The organism is Rhodococcus sp. SORGH_AS_0301 (genome assembly GCF_030818285.1).
Taxonomy (GTDB): Bacteria; Actinomycetota; Actinomycetes; order Mycobacteriales; family Mycobacteriaceae; genus Rhodococcoides.
In genome coordinates this window covers 1,177,673-1,191,168 of sequence record NZ_JAUTAC010000002.1, presented here as the reverse complement: position 1 = coordinate 1,191,168, position 13,496 = coordinate 1,177,673, and the positions used below count along the sequence as shown (strand labels likewise).

The following is a 13,496-nucleotide window of genomic DNA, read 5'->3' as shown; positions in this document are numbered from 1 at the left end:
CAGCCCCGTCCAGTCGACAATCGCGCAGTCGCTACAGACCCAGGTAGGTCTTGAGCTCGAATGGCGTCACGTGCGAACGGTACGACTCCCACTCACGACGCTTGTTGCGCAGGAAGTAGTCGAAGACGTGCTCGCCGAGCGCCTCGGCCACCAGCTCGGAGCCCTCCATGGCGGCGAGCGCCTCGTTGAGGCTGCTGGGCAGCTCCCGGTAGCCCATGGCGCGGCGTTCGGCGGAGGTCAACGACCACACGTCCTCCTCGGCCTCGGGCGGCAGCGTGTACCCCTTCTCCACACCGCGCAGTCCGGCCGCGAGCAGCACGGCGAAGGTGAGGTACGGGTTGCACGCCGAGTCGGGGCTGCGGATCTCGACGCGGCGAGACGACGCCTTGTTCGGCGTGTACATCGGAACGCGTACCAGCGCAGAGCGATTCGACGGACCCCAGGACGCCGCCGTGGGGGCCTCGCCGCCGTGGATCAGACGCTTGTAGGAGTTGACCCACTGGTTGGTGACCGCGCTGATCTCGTTGGCGTGCTCGAGGATGCCCGCGATGAAGGCCTTGCCGGTCTCGGACAACTGCATGGGGTCGTCCGGGTTGTGGAAGGCGTTGGTCTCGCCCTCGAACAGACTCATGTGCGTGTGCATGGCCGAGCCGGCCTGATCGCTGAACGGCTTGGGCATGAACGTCGCACGCACGCCCTCGTCGATCGCGACCTCCTTGACGAGGTAGCGGAAGGTCATCACGTTGTCGGCCATGGACAGGGCGTCGGCGTAGCGCAGGTCGATCTCCTGCTGACCGGGCGCGGCCTCGTGGTGGCTGAACTCCACCGAGATGCCCATGGACTCGAGGGCGTCGATGGCGTGACGCCGGAAGTTCGGCGCCTCGTCGTGGACGGCCTGGTCGAAGTAGCCGCCGTTGTCCGCGGGGACGGGGGGCCGACCGTCGTCGGGCAGTTCTTTGCACAGGAAGAACTCGATCTCGGGATGCACGTAGCAGCTGAATCCGAGGTCTGCGGCCTTGGAGAGCTGGCGACGCAGCACGTGCCGGGAATCGGCCCAGGACGGCGACCCGTCGGGCATCGCGATGTCGCAGAACATGCGGGCGGAGTGCTGCTCGCCCTTGCTGGTGGTCCAGGGCAGGATCTGGAACGTCGTGGGGTCGGGCTTGGCCACGGTGTCGGCCTCGGAGACTCGCGAGAAGCCCTCGATCGCCGAGCCGTCGAAGCCGATGCCCTCCTCGAACGCGCCCTCGAGTTCGGCCGGAGCGATGGCCACGGACTTGAGGTAGCCGAGCACGTCCGTGAACCACAGACGGACGAACCGGATGTCGCGCTCCTCCAGAGTGCGAAGCACGAATTCCTTTTGGCGATCCATGACCGTCAGGCTAGGCACGTTGCATTAAATCCGTGTTACATCGTGAAACCGGTCGCACTTTCTGGACCTCACAGCGCGGTGGCGACGACTGTGAGGTCACGGCTCAGCAGCGCAGACCTGCTGGTGGAGGCGTCAGGTCGACGAGGTAGGCGGACACGGCGTCGTCGATGCAGGCGATCCCGGCAAACGAGGCGGTGTGCTGATTCCCCTCGTAGGTGACCAGCGACGAGCCCAGCTGCGCGGCCAGAGCGACGCCGGCCTCGTACGGGGTGGCGGGATCGTCGGTGGTCGAGACCACCACGGTCGGTGCGAGTCCCGGTATCGAGATCGGCCCCGGGTCGGCCGCCGAGGGGACCGGCCAGAAGGCGCACGGCTCGAGCGGCGCGGTGCCGTTGCCCCGGCCGTCGTCCAGGAACGGCGCGGCGGCGCGGAACCGGGCGTCGAGCGCGCCCTCCTCCGCCCGGTCGGTCACCCGCGGATCGTCGACGCACCGCACGGCGGTGAACGCGTCGTTGGTGTTGCTGTACGTGCCGTCGCTCAGGCGCCCGTTGTAGAGATCGGCGAGCGAGAGCAGGATGTCGCCCTGACCGTTCTCCAGCTGAGTCAGTCCGCGCCGCAACGGTCCCCACAGTTCGGTGCTGTAGAGCGCCTGCTGCACTCCGGTCACGGCGTCGTCGTAGCTCAGCGAGCGGGCACCCTCCGGCCCGGTGAGCTCGGTGCTCGCGGGCCGGTCCACCAACGGATCGACCAGGGCCCGGAAGGAACGCACGGCTCCCGCCGAGTCGGTACCGAGTGGACAGTCGGACCGCCCCGCGCAGTCGGCCGCGAAGGCGTCGAACACCGACTGGAAGCCTGCGCCCTGGGCGACCACCTCGTCGGCCGCGTTCGCAGCGGGGTCGAGAGCGCCGTCGAGCACCATCGCGCGAACGTTCTCGGGGAAGAGTTCGGCGTAGGTGTAGCCCAGCCGCGTCCCGTACGAAAATCCGAGATACGTCAGCTGATCGTCGCCGAGCACCGACCGGACGACGTCCATGTCCCGCGCGACGTCGGCCGACGTGAGGTGTTCGAGCAACACCGGATCGTTGCGCTCGGCGCACCGCGCGGCGTAGTCCTGATTCTCCTTCTCGGTCTCGGCGATGCCGGCGGGCGAGGTGTCCACGTCGTTGTCCGCACGCTCGGAGTCGAACTCCCGCGGAGTGTCGCAGCGCACCGCCGGCACCGACGCACCGATGCCCCGAGGGTCGAATCCGATGACGTCGAAGGACGATTCGACGGCGGTACCCCGCGCCACGGTCGCGGTGGAGAGGCCCGATGCGCCGGGTCCGCCCGGATTGACGAGCATCGAGCCCACCTTCTCCCCCGTCGCCGCCGACCGGGACAGCGCCAGCGAGGCGGTGGGCCCGGCGGGATCGTCGTAGTCGATCGGCACGGTCACCCGGCCGCACTGCAGGCTCGGGTCCAGCTCGGACCCGTCGGTCACGAATCCCTCGCACGATCCCCACGTGACACGCTGCGCCCGAAAGGCGTCCAGCGTCGACGGTTGATCGGCACGCGTCTCCGTCGTCGTGACGGGCACGGACCCACCCTCGTCGTCGGTGGGAGTGCCGCCGACATCGGAGCCGCACGCCGCGGCCAGCACTGCGAGAACCGAGAGGGAGACGGCGAGACGGACGGACGCGCGACGTGAGGACACCTCTCGATGGTGGCACGGCGTCGTGTGTGACCAAGCGCACTCGTGCCGCGGAACCCGGCGGTGGCAGACTGAACCCGTCATCACCTCTACCCGGGGACCCGCCGAGCGGGCCTCGAGGACGAAAGGGACGCTCGATGTCTGCTGCTGAGACCCCGCTGTACGGATCCGCACCCACGGGCCGCAAGACCCGCACCCACCACCTGCTGGCGATGAAGGCCTCCGGCGACCGCTGGAGCATGCTCACCGCCTACGACTACTCGAGCGCGCGCATCTTCGAGGAGGCCGGCATCCCCGTCCTGCTCGTGGGCGACTCGGCCGCCAACGTCGTCTACGGCTACGACACCACGGTGCACATCGACATAGCGGAGCTCATCCCCCTGGTCCGCGGCGTGGTCCGCGGCGCCCCCAATGCACTCGTGGTCGCCGACCTGCCGTTCGGCACCTACGAGATCTCTCCGCAGCAGGCCGTCGAGACCGCTGTCCGCTTCATGCGCGAGGGCCAGGCCAACGCGGTCAAGCTCGAGGGCGGCGAGCGTGTCGCCCCGCAGATCGCCGCCATCACCGCCGCCGGTATCCCCGTGATGGCGCACATCGGCTTCACCCCGCAGAGCGTCAACGGCCTCGGTGGTTTTCGCGTGCAGGGCCGCGGCGACGCGTCCGAGCAGCTCGTGGCCGACGCCATCGCCGTCCAGGAGGCCGGCGCCTTCGCCGTCGTCATGGAGATGGTGCCCGCCGATCTCGCCGGCCAGGTGACGCGCAAGCTGACGATCCCCACCGTCGGCATCGGTGCCGGTCCGGAGTGCGACGCCCAGGTTCTCGTCTGGCAGGACATGGCCGGTTTCACCAGCGGTCGCACCGCCAAGTTCGTCAAGCGTTTCGGCGACGTCGGCGACCAGCTGCGCGCCGCGGCGTCGACCTACGCCGCCGAGGTGCGGTCGGGGGCCTTCCCCGCGCAGGAGCACAGCTTCTAGGACTGCGACCCCTGGCGAGCGACGCGGGCGAGCCGGTCGGGGAAGCACCCGGGTGGCACACTCGGGGCCATGATGATGCGACATGGACTCGCCGCGGCGGGTGTTCTGGCAGCAGCGACCGTGACCCTGACGTCGTGCGCAGGCGGGACGGACACCACCACTGCGTCGACGACGACGGCCGCTCCCACGACGACCACATCCGCGGCTCCGGCCACCCCGACGGTGTCCGAGGATCAGGCTCAGTCGCTGTGCACCGACCTCGAGGCGCAGCTGTCGAACTGGCGCGTGCAGGGCCCGACCGTGGGCCGCGGCGGCCTGAACATCCTGGTGCAGACGTGGGCGGCGCGCTACGGACTGAACGCCGCGGTGATCCAGAACCGCGGGATCGTCGACACGGCCGCGACCGACGCGTGCTCCGACGTCCGGAGCCAGGTCGTCGACATCCTCGAGATTCCCGATCTCGCGTCGGGCCTCGTGGGGCTGTGACGATGACGGCGCGCCGGTCCCTCTACCCCGAACTCGACCCGCACGACTCGGGGATGCTCGATGTCGGCGACGGTCAGCACCTCCACTTCGAGGTCAGCGGCAACCCCGACGGCACTCCGGTGGTGTTCGTGCACGGCGGACCGGGCGGCGGCACGGGTCCCGATCAGCGTCGCTATTTCGATCCCGAGGCCTACCGGATCGTGCTGTTCGACCAGCGCGGGTGCGGTCGGTCCACGCCGCACGTCGCCGACGGCGCCGATCTCTCCGTCAACACCACCGGACACTCCATCGCCGACATGGAGGTCCTGCGTGAGCATCTCGGCATCGACACGTGGTCGGTGTTCGGCGGGTCGTGGGGATCGACGTTGTCGCTCGCGTACGCCCAGGCGCACCCGCACCGCGTCACGTCACTGGTGCTGCGCGGCATCTTCCTGCTGCGTGAGTCGGAGATCGACTGGTACTACCGCGGCGGCGCGGGACACCTCTTCCCAGAACTGTGGGAGAAGTTTCTCGCCCCGATCCCGGCGGCGGAGCGCGACGGCGACCCCGTGGAGATCTACCACCGACTCCTTCACTCGTCCGACCCGGAGACCGCGCTGAACGCGGCGGTCGCGTGGTCCACGTGGGAGGGCGCCACCAGCACCCTGCTCCCGAAACCGGAACGCGTGGAGCAGAACTCCGAGGCACGGTTCGCACTCGCGTTCTCGCGCATCGAGAATCACTACTTCGTGCACCAGGGGTTCCTGGAACAGAATCAGTTGCTGGCGAACATGGACTCCATCGCCCACATCCCCGGTGTCATCGTGCAGGGCCGTTACGACGTGGTGTGCCCGGCCACGAGCGCCTGGGATCTGCATCGATCCTGGCCGTCGTCGACACTCCACATCGTCGACGACGCCGGGCACTCCGCCGCGGAACCGGGAATCATCCATCACCTCGTCGAAGCGACGGACTCCTTCCGCCGCTGACGAACCGGCCGTTCACCTGCAGGTGGTAAAGATGTCACCATGAGTTCAGGTGGTGCGGATGCGCACACGGAGATCGAGGCCAAGTTCGACGTCGGCATGGACACGCCGGTTCCCGAGCTCACGGGGGCGAAGTCGATCGTGTCCGCGTCCGCGCCGGAGCTGACACACCCGGTCTCCACGTACTTCGACACCCCGGATCTCGACCTGGCGCGTCGACGCATCACGGTGCGTCGACGGACCGGAAGCTCCGACGCGGGATGGCACATCAAGATGCCCGTCTCGTCCGACGAGCGTCTCGAGCTGCGGAGCCCGCTGTCCGCGGGCGGCAACACCGCTCGCGTGCCTGCCGAGGTCGCCGATCGTGTGACGGCGCACGTGCGAGGCAAACCGCTCGTGCCCGTCGCGAGCATCGAGACCCGCCGCATCGTCACCGTCGTGGCCACGAAGCGGCACCAGACCGCCGCGGAGCTGTGCGACGACACCGTCACCGCCCGGAACCTGTTGGACGACACCACTGTTCGCTGGCGTGAATGGGAGGTGGAGCTGCTCGACGGTGACCGCCGAACCCTGGAGAAGGTGAGCACCTACCTGCTCTCCCACGGCGCCGACCCCGGTTCCTCACCGTCGAAGCTCGCACGGGCGCTCGGATCCCGCCTGGCGGATCTCCGGACCGGCGATGCCACGCCCGACGGCACCGCCGGGTCCGCGCTGCTCGCCGCCCTGGCCACCGACGTGTCCGCTCTCCTCGCGGCGGATCCGCGCGTGCGGGAGAACGACGACGACGCGGTGCACGCCATGCGCGTCGCCACGCGGCGACTGCGCAGCGTGCTGCGGTCCTACCGCGACCTGCTCGACCGACCGTCCGTCGACGCGGTCCGTAGCGAACTGTCCTGGCTCGCCGACATTCTCGGCACCGCTCGCGACGCCGAGGTGCTGGCGGCCCGCTACGACGCGTCGCTCTCGGCGCTGCCGTCCGACGCTGTGCGCGGTCCCGTGGTCGAGACCCTCGTCGGCACCCAGCGACGGTTGTACACGCTCGCGCACGAGGAGATCGTGCGGGAGTTGAGCGGCGAGCGCTACTTCGCCCTGCTCGACGCACTCGATGCACTCCTGGCAGCACCCACCGTCGGTCCGTCGGACGGCCGCGCGGACAAGCGTCTTCCGGAAGGTGCTTCGCGGCCAGTACCGCACGATCGCCCGAGCCGAGGCTCACGCGGCCGCGCTCACCGGCGACGAGCGTGCCGAGGCTCTGCACGACGTGCGCAAGAACGCCAAGAAGCTGCGCTACGCGGCCGAGGCAGCGGCGGGCGCACTCTCGGACGGAGCAGTACGCACGACGGCCGCCGACGTCGCGAAGGCAGCGAAGAAGGTGCAGTCCGTCCTCGGCGACGTCCAGGACAGTGCGGTGTCGCGCGCCACGATCCTGACCGAAGCCGCCTCCGCGGCCGAGCGAGGCGAGGACACCTTCACCTTCGGTGTCCTGTACGCGAACGAGGGACACGACAGCGCGGACGCGCTGGAGCCGCTCCCCCGCGCGTGGACGAAGCTGCGGCGCCGCGCAGCCTCGCTCGGCTGACAACCTGAGCGGCCTACCCGACGACCGGCCTCCGGCCTACCCGACCACCGACGACCGGCCTCCGGCCTACCCGACCGAGAACTCCACTCGCCGGGTCGCGACGTCCACCGGCCCCACCCGCACGGTGACGGTCGTGCCCTCGGCCGGGTCTCCCGAACACGGGCCGACGACGGTGTACTCGGGAACGAAGACCTCGGCGGGCCGCTTGTCGGTTCGTCCGCGCAGCACGACGGCCGAGACGGTGTCGCCGACGCGGTCCGCCAGCACCCTGGCCTCGACGAGGTCGATACACGCACGGTCCACCTTCGACGCCAGCGAATCGCTGCGCCGCATCGCGTCGGGCAGCTCTGCGAACTCGGCGAGCACCCAGTCGGGGACAGCGGTTCCGGCACAGTGAGCGAGACACACCTCGGTGGCGTACCTGTCGACGCGCCGACGTAGCGGTGCGGTGACGTGGGCGTACGGGCCACCGATCCCGGAATGGTCCGGCTCCTCGGGTGTCTCACCGTCGAAGGCGACGTACGCGGCGCCGCGCAACAGCGTGGTCGCCTCGGTCATCACGGCGAGAGTCGTGGGAGCCGCCGGGTCCAGGCCGGCGAGAACCTGGCCGGGCGAGGCACCGGTCGGCCACTGCAGGCCCAGTGCCCGCACCACCGCCCGCAGTGCCTCGACGTCCGACGCGCCCGGCGGCGGGAGAGTGCGCAGGATGCCGACCTTCGCCTCGAGCATGATCGCGGCGGCGCACATTCCGGTGAGCAGGGACATCTCGGCGTTCCACGCGTCGGCCTCGGTGCGCGGCGCGATCTCGAGGCGCCATCCGCCGCTGTCGGAACCGTCGGCGACGACCTCCTGTTCGGGAAGCGCGAGCTCGATGGCGCCGCGCGCGACCGCGAGGGCCCGCCGCGCCCGACCGAGATCCTGCAGCGCCGTCAGCGACGGATGCACGGTGCCGGAGTCGACAGCCGACTGCACCTCGTCGTAGGTGAACCGTTGCCGTGAGCGCACCGTCGCCGGCTCGACGTGCCAGCACGTCGCCGTCCCCGCGGGGTCGGTGTCGATGGTCCACAGCGCGGCCGGCCGTACCCGGTCCGGCAGGAGGGACGACGCGTCCTCGGACATCTGCCGAGGGTGCAGCGGCACGCTGTCGTCCGGGAGGTAGAGCGTCTGTCCACGGCGGCGCACCTCCTCGTCCAGCACGCTTCCCGGCGCGACGACCGCACCGACGTCGGCGATGGCGTAGTACAGGCGGAAACCCGCGTCGGTGCGGTGGACGACGAGAGCCTGGTCCAGATCCATCGACCCGGGCGGGTCGATGGTCACGAACTCGAGGTCGGTCGCGTCGCGCCGCGTCGGACGAGAGTCCGCCACCGGGACAGCGTCGGGCGGGTACCCGGTCGGCAGGTCGAACTCGGCGCGCACAGCCGAGAAGTCGACTCCGTCGACCCGAGGCGCAACGGCCCGCCTCGACACCGACGCGGTCACGAGCGCGCCGATCCGGTCACGAAGACCAGGTGTCGTCGGCGTCGTCCGCGGCCTTGTTGCGCTCCGCGGCGATCTCGAGGGCGCGCTCGGCGGTGGCCTTGTCTGGGTAGGGGCCCATGCGGTCCATCGCACCGGCCTCCTTACCCTGCACGACAGCCTTGTCGCTGATGCGGAAGTACCACTGATCGTCGTCGTCACTCATGATCGACAGTGTGCCCCAGATCTGCCCCGACGGAACAGACTTCGCGTTCTGCGGCCCCGCGATTCACGGTCGGCGACGCGCCGACCGCACACACCGCGGGACCAGCGGCCGCGTTACACTTCTCGCATGTCCGGGTACACACGCCGGACCGGAGCCGGACCACGCACCCGATAGGAGTACGACATGTCGACCCTTCTCTTCGATCAACTGTTGCCGCTGATGGGCCATGACGCCGCGACGTACTGGGCCACCCTGCTGGTGGTCGACCCCATCTGATCCACTCTGCTCACGAACGGCTCCGCCCTCATCGAGGACGGGGCCTTTCGTCGTTCAGGAGGACTCGATACGTGGCGGCGGGCCGACGCTTCCCGTAGTTTCCTACCGCCGGCCCGCCGATACTCACTGTAGAGTACATCGAACGTATGTTCTAGTCCGCCCTCCACCGCAGCGGTCCGTGCTGGTCGTGTGCGCGGACGAGTCGGCGTGTAAGCCGGATCCTGTCCCCGGGACGAATCCCGGGTGGCGACCATCCATCTGGGCACACCGTCGCCGGGTACCTCGAGCGATCAACCCGCAGGCTCGGGCGAGCAGCCCTCGAACACCTGCGCAGACGCACCACCGCGAACGGCGGTGCGACCTTCGATCTTGCTCCGGGCGGGGTTTACCGAGCCACCCCGGTCACCCGGGGTGCTGGTGCGCTCTTACCGCACCGTTTCACCCTGACCGACCGATCCGAGGACCGGTCGGCGGTCTCTTCTCTGTGGCACTGTCCCGCGAGTCGCCTCGGGTTGCTGTTGGCAACCGCCCTGCTCTGTGGAGTCCGGACTTTCCTCGGCTCGAAGCTTGACGACGCCGGTCGTCAGTTCTCCGTGCCGCGGCCGCCCGGCCAACTCGTCCGCCCCGTCATGGTAGCCGCTCCGCCACCCCCGTCCCACCCCCGCTCCGACCCACGCGAGTACGTCCGAACCGTCGCTGGGCGAGCCCCGATCACGACAGTTCGGACGTACTCGCGGGGGGTGGGTGTGCCGAGCGGACGGACGGTCGGACCGGGGATCTAGAGTCACGCGCATGACCTTCGTCGTCCTCCTGCGCGGCATCAACGTCGGCGGCATCCGCATCTCCATGGCGGCCCTGCGGTCGTCGCTGGAGGACGCCGGATACACCGCGGTGCGCACCGTTCTCGCGTCGGGCAACGTGGTGCTCACCGCGACGACGCAGGACCCGGCCGTGGTGCGCTCCGACGTGGAGGGCGTCCTGCGGCAGGCCTTCGGCTACGAGGCGTGGGTGGTGGTCGTGACCGTGGAGCAGCTCGCCGAGATCGTCGCCGCCTTCCCGTGGGAGACCGACGAGGCGGTACGCCACCCGTACGTGATCTTCTCGACGGACGGTGTGTCCACCACCGATCTCGCGGCGATCGGCGAGACGGCCGACCCCGTCGTCGAGAGGTCGACACTCGGGCCGCATCACGTCCTGTTCTGGGAGGTCGTGCGCGGTGACACCCTGTCCAGTGTCGTCGGCAAGGCCAGTGCGCGCGCGTCCTACAAGTCGACGACGACCACGCGAAACCTCCGCACGCTGCGCAAGATCCTCGCGTGATCACCGATTCCACCGCGCGGACCGTCGTGGCCGCGCTGCTGGTGGCTGCCGTCCTGGTCTTCGCCATCGCTCGCCCTCGCGGACTCCCCGAGGCCACCATCGCCGTTCCGGCCGCGGCACTGGCGATCCTGCTCGGAGTCGTGTCGACGAGCGACGCACTCGAGGAGACGGCGGAGCTCGCCCCCACGGTGGCGTTCCTCGCGGCGATCCTGGCTCTCGCTCACCTCGCCGACGCGCACGGTGTGTTCACGTGGATCGCGTCCGTCCTGCACGCCCGGTCGCGATCCTCCCCCACGCGGCTCCTGATGCTCGTATTCGTCACCGCGTCCCTCACCACGGCAGTGCTCAGTCTCGACGCGACGGTCGTCCTGCTCACCCCGGTCGTCATCGCCGCCGCCCGCCGCGCCGGGATGTCGCCACGGCCGGCGTCGTATGCCGTGGCACACCTGTCGAACTCGGCCTCCACGCTGCTGCCGGTCTCGAATCTGACCAACCTGCTGGTGTTCTCGGCCACCGGTCTGTCGTTCCTGCACTTCACCGCGCTGATGGCAGCGCCGTGGGTCGTCGCGATCGCGCTCGAGTACGCGGCGTTCCGTTGGTTGTTCCGCGGCGACCTGCGCGAGGTGGAGAACCCGCCGGACGACGACGGTCCGTCCGTGGCGGCGCCGACGCTCGCCCTCGTCGTGATCGGCTGCGCTCTGGTGGGTTTCGCGATCAGTGGGTCGCTCGGCCTCGAACCGGTGTGGGTGGCCGCTGCGGCCGCGATCGTGCTCGCCGTTCCTGCGCTACGCCGGTCCGAGACGACTCCCGTCGCGATCGTGCGTGCACTCGATCTCTGGTTCTGCGTGTTCGTCTTCGCGCTCGGAGTGGTGGTCGCGGGACTCGCCGGGGGTCCGGTGGGCGAGGCCGTCACCGAGATCCTGCCGACGTCGTCCACGCTGCTCGCGCTCCTGACCGTCGCCGCGGTGGCCGCGGTCGCCTCCAACGTGCTCAACAACCTGCCCGCGACGCTGCTGCTGCTCGCCGCACTGACGTCGACGACAGGCGCTGCACCGGTGGGCGCGCTGCTCGCCATGCTGATCGGCGTCAACCTCGGGCCCAACCTCACCTACGTCGGGTCGCTCGCGATCATGTTGTGGCGCCGCGTGGCTCGCGCCGAGGGCGAGCCGCCGAGCCTGCGCACGTTCACCGTGGTGGGTCTGGTGACCACACCGATCACCGTGGTCGCGGCGACCGTCGCCCTGTGGCTCGCCCTGCAGGTGTAGTGGTCAGGTCCAGAGGAACGACGTGTCGGTTCCTCCATCAGGCCCAGAGGAAGGACGTGTCGTTCACCAGGCGTACGGAGGCCGCGTCGTCGTCGAACCAGTCGACGATGCTGATGGACGCCAGGTCGAGGTGCATCCGGTAGAGGATCGAGGGGCCGACGTCCAGGCCGAGCTGCAGGAGCGTCTTGATGGGCGTCACGTGCGAGACCACGACGACGGTCTTCCCCGCGTACTCGGTCGCGATGTGCTCGCGGACCCGGCGCACCCGTTCGAGAACGGCGTCGAAGCTCTCGCCGCCGGGCGGCGCGACGGACGTGTCGCCCATCCACCGCCGATGCAGCTCGGGATCGCGCTCGGTGGCCTCGAGGAAGGTGAGGCCCTCCCACTCGCCGAAGTCCGTCTCCGTCAGATCCTCGACGACGGTGACGGGGACGTCGATCGCGCGGGAGACGGCCGACGCGGTGTCGAACGCCCGGCCCAGCGGTGAGCTCAGGACGACGTCGACGCCGCCCAGCAGTGCGACACGCTGCGCCGCCGCCGCCGCCTGCGCTCGCCCGAGCTCGGTGAGCTCCGGGTTGCCTCGGCCGGAGTACCGACGATCCACCGACAGGGCGGTCTGGCCGTGCCGCAGCAGGATCGTGCGGGTCGCGGCACCCGAGACGGACTGCCAGGCAGGCCGTTCCGACACCGGCGTCGGCGCGCTCGCGACCTCGGCCGCACCGGTGAGCAGCGCGTCCTCGCCGTCCATCGCCTGGTTGGCCAGCCGGTCGGCGTGCGAGTTCTCGGCACGCGGAATCCACGCGTACTGCACGTCGTCGAACGTGTCCGCGACAGCGGCTGCTCGCGCGCGCAGCGGAATCATGTCCGGGTGCTTGACCTTCCAGCGGCCGGACATCTGCTCGACCACCAGCTTGGAGTCCATCCGCACCGAGACGCGCGAGGCCCCGAGTTCGCGGGCCGCCTCGAGACCGGCGATCAGTCCGCGGTACTCGGCGACGTTGTTCGTCACCACTCCCAGGTGTTCGCGGCGCTCGGCCAACACCGTGGCTCGCGCCGCGTCCCACACGACGGCGCCGTATCCGGCGGGCCCGGGGTTGCCTCGCGATCCCCCGTCGGCCTCCACCAGGACGGAGTCGGGATGGGGACTCACAGACCGGACTCGTTGGTGCGCACCAGGATCGCGTTGCACTCCGAGCACCGCACGACCACGTCGGGCGCGGTGCCGGCGATGCGCGCGATCTCGCCGCGATCCAGCTCGATCCGGCACGCACCGCAGCGCCGACCACGCAGCAGGGCGGCACCGATGCCCGACCTCTCACGCTGCTTCTCGTACATCGCGGACACCTCGGCGGGCAGCTGCGCGGCGAGCTCCTCGCGCTGCGCCGACCGAGTGCGCTCGGCGTTCTCGACGTCGGCGAGCGCGTCGTCGCGTCGACGGGTGGCGTCGACGATCGTGTCCTCGACCTGTGTCAGATTGGCACCGGCGTGCTCGTAGTCGCTCTGCGACGCCTCGCGCTGCTCCATGACCTCGAGCAACTCGTCCTCGAGGATGCCGCGGCGGCGCTCGAGGCTGCCCAGCTCGTGCTGGAGTTCGCTGAGCTGCTTCGCGGGAGCCGCGCCGGAGGCCAGCGCAGCGCGGTCCTTCTCCTCGCGGCGGCGCACGGCGTCGACCTCGCCCTCGAGCTTGCGAATGTCCCGGTCCAGATCGTCGAGCGAGATCTGCACGCCCACGGCTGCGTCCTTGCGGTCGATCCGCTCGCGTTCGAGTGCATCGAGCTCGACCTGCTCGGGAAGAGTGCGTCGACGATGTGCGAGCTGGGCCAGTTCGGTGTCCATGGCGGCCAGGTCGAGGAGGGAGAGCTGGATCTTCGGGTCGACGTTCACG

At 69.9% G+C, this 13,496-nt stretch carries 11 protein-coding genes, 1 other RNA gene and 1 pseudogene; 6 read left to right on the top strand and 7 right to left on the bottom strand.

Going from position 1 to position 13,496, the window contains the following annotated elements; translation table 11 throughout:
- Window positions 1–31: 31 nt before the first annotated feature.
- Complete coding sequence (gene glnA / locus QE397_RS06260; RefSeq protein WP_027505789.1) at window positions 32–1,372, bottom strand: type I glutamate--ammonia ligase; 1,341 nt, start codon at window positions 1,370–1,372, stop codon at window positions 32–34.
- Between the two features lie 103 nt (window positions 1,373–1,475).
- Window positions 1,476–3,065, bottom strand: a complete 1,590-nt coding sequence (locus QE397_RS06255) for an alpha/beta hydrolase (RefSeq protein WP_307092378.1) — start codon at window positions 3,063–3,065, stop codon at window positions 1,476–1,478.
- 134 nt (window positions 3,066–3,199) lie between these two features.
- Between QE397_RS06255 and panB the strand changes: the two genes are divergently transcribed.
- The 4 genes and pseudogenes from panB (at window position 3,200) to QE397_RS06235 (ending at window position 7,066) form a co-directional block, all read left to right on the top strand.
- On the top strand, window positions 3,200–4,036 hold the full coding sequence (gene panB, locus QE397_RS06250) for a 3-methyl-2-oxobutanoate hydroxymethyltransferase (RefSeq protein ID WP_307092377.1): 837 nt from the start codon (window positions 3,200–3,202) through the stop codon (window positions 4,034–4,036).
- A 69-nt stretch (window positions 4,037–4,105) separates the two neighbouring features.
- The gene (locus QE397_RS06245) at window positions 4,106–4,522 is read left to right on the top strand and encodes a hypothetical protein (protein ID WP_307092374.1); all 417 of its coding nucleotides are present in this window, start codon (window positions 4,106–4,108) and stop codon (window positions 4,520–4,522) included.
- Between the two features lie 2 nt (window positions 4,523–4,524).
- Window positions 4,525–5,490 carry a prolyl aminopeptidase gene (pip, locus tag QE397_RS06240; RefSeq protein WP_027505785.1) on the top strand — a complete coding sequence of 322 codons (966 nt, stop codon included), beginning with the start codon at window positions 4,525–4,527 and terminating at the stop codon, window positions 5,488–5,490.
- A 39-nt stretch (window positions 5,491–5,529) separates the two neighbouring features.
- Window positions 5,530–7,066 (top strand): annotated as a pseudogene (locus QE397_RS06235) (CHAD domain-containing protein).
- 66 nt (window positions 7,067–7,132) lie between these two features.
- Here the strand turns inward: QE397_RS06235 and QE397_RS06230 are convergent.
- The 3 genes from QE397_RS06230 to rnpB all read right to left on the bottom strand — a co-directional run bounded on the left by QE397_RS06230 (window position 7,133) and on the right by rnpB (window position 9,644).
- Complete coding sequence (locus QE397_RS06230) at window positions 7,133–8,548, bottom strand: RNB domain-containing ribonuclease (RefSeq protein WP_307092370.1); 1,416 nt, start codon at window positions 8,546–8,548, stop codon at window positions 7,133–7,135.
- A gap of 16 nt (window positions 8,549–8,564) precedes the next feature.
- A complete protein-coding gene (locus QE397_RS06225) occupies window positions 8,565–8,750 on the bottom strand; it encodes a hypothetical protein (protein ID WP_056445692.1) in 186 nt (61 codons plus the stop codon).
- A 470-nt stretch (window positions 8,751–9,220) separates the two neighbouring features.
- An RNA gene (gene rnpB, locus QE397_RS06220) (RNase P RNA component class A) lies at window positions 9,221–9,644 on the bottom strand.
- A 174-nt stretch (window positions 9,645–9,818) separates the two neighbouring features.
- Between rnpB and QE397_RS06215 the strand changes: the two genes are divergently transcribed.
- Window positions 9,819–10,346 (top strand): DUF1697 domain-containing protein, encoded by a 528-nt coding sequence (locus QE397_RS06215; protein WP_222638389.1) that lies wholly within the window; start codon window positions 9,819–9,821, stop codon window positions 10,344–10,346.
- Window positions 10,346–11,611, top strand: coding sequence for an SLC13 family permease (locus QE397_RS06210; protein ID WP_373425278.1), 1,266 nt, complete (start codon window positions 10,346–10,348; stop codon window positions 11,609–11,611). The genes QE397_RS06215 and QE397_RS06210 overlap by 1 nt, the downstream gene beginning before the upstream one ends.
- Window positions 11,612–11,648: 37 nt before the next feature.
- On the opposite strand, the gene QE397_RS06205 is transcribed toward QE397_RS06210, so the two are convergent.
- Entirely contained in the window at window positions 11,649–12,761 is a 1,113-nt protein-coding gene (locus tag QE397_RS06205) for a bifunctional RNase H/acid phosphatase (protein WP_056445698.1), read from the bottom strand.
- Complete coding sequence (locus QE397_RS06200; protein WP_027505779.1) at window positions 12,758–13,495, bottom strand: zinc ribbon domain-containing protein; 738 nt, start codon at window positions 13,493–13,495, stop codon at window positions 12,758–12,760. The genes QE397_RS06205 and QE397_RS06200 overlap by 4 nt, the downstream gene beginning before the upstream one ends.
- Window position 13,496 lies beyond the last annotated feature (1 nt).

Excerpts from the sequence above, each read along its gene's own strand:
- glnA (WP_027505789.1), bottom strand. The coding sequence starts at position 1,372 with ATGGATCGCCAAAAGGAATTCGTGCTTCGCACTCTGGAGGAGCGCGAC.
- panB (WP_307092377.1), top strand. The coding sequence starts at position 3,200 with ATGTCTGCTGCTGAGACCCCGCTGTACGGATCCGCACCCACGGGCCGC.
- QE397_RS06245 (WP_307092374.1), top strand. The coding sequence starts at position 4,106 with ATGATGATGCGACATGGACTCGCCGCGGCGGGTGTTCTGGCAGCAGCG.
- pip (WP_027505785.1), top strand. The coding sequence starts at position 4,525 with ATGACGGCGCGCCGGTCCCTCTACCCCGAACTCGACCCGCACGACTCG.
- QE397_RS06225 (WP_056445692.1), bottom strand. The coding sequence starts at position 8,750 with ATGAGTGACGACGACGATCAGTGGTACTTCCGCATCAGCGACAAGGCT.
- QE397_RS06215 (WP_222638389.1), top strand. The coding sequence starts at position 9,819 with ATGACCTTCGTCGTCCTCCTGCGCGGCATCAACGTCGGCGGCATCCGC.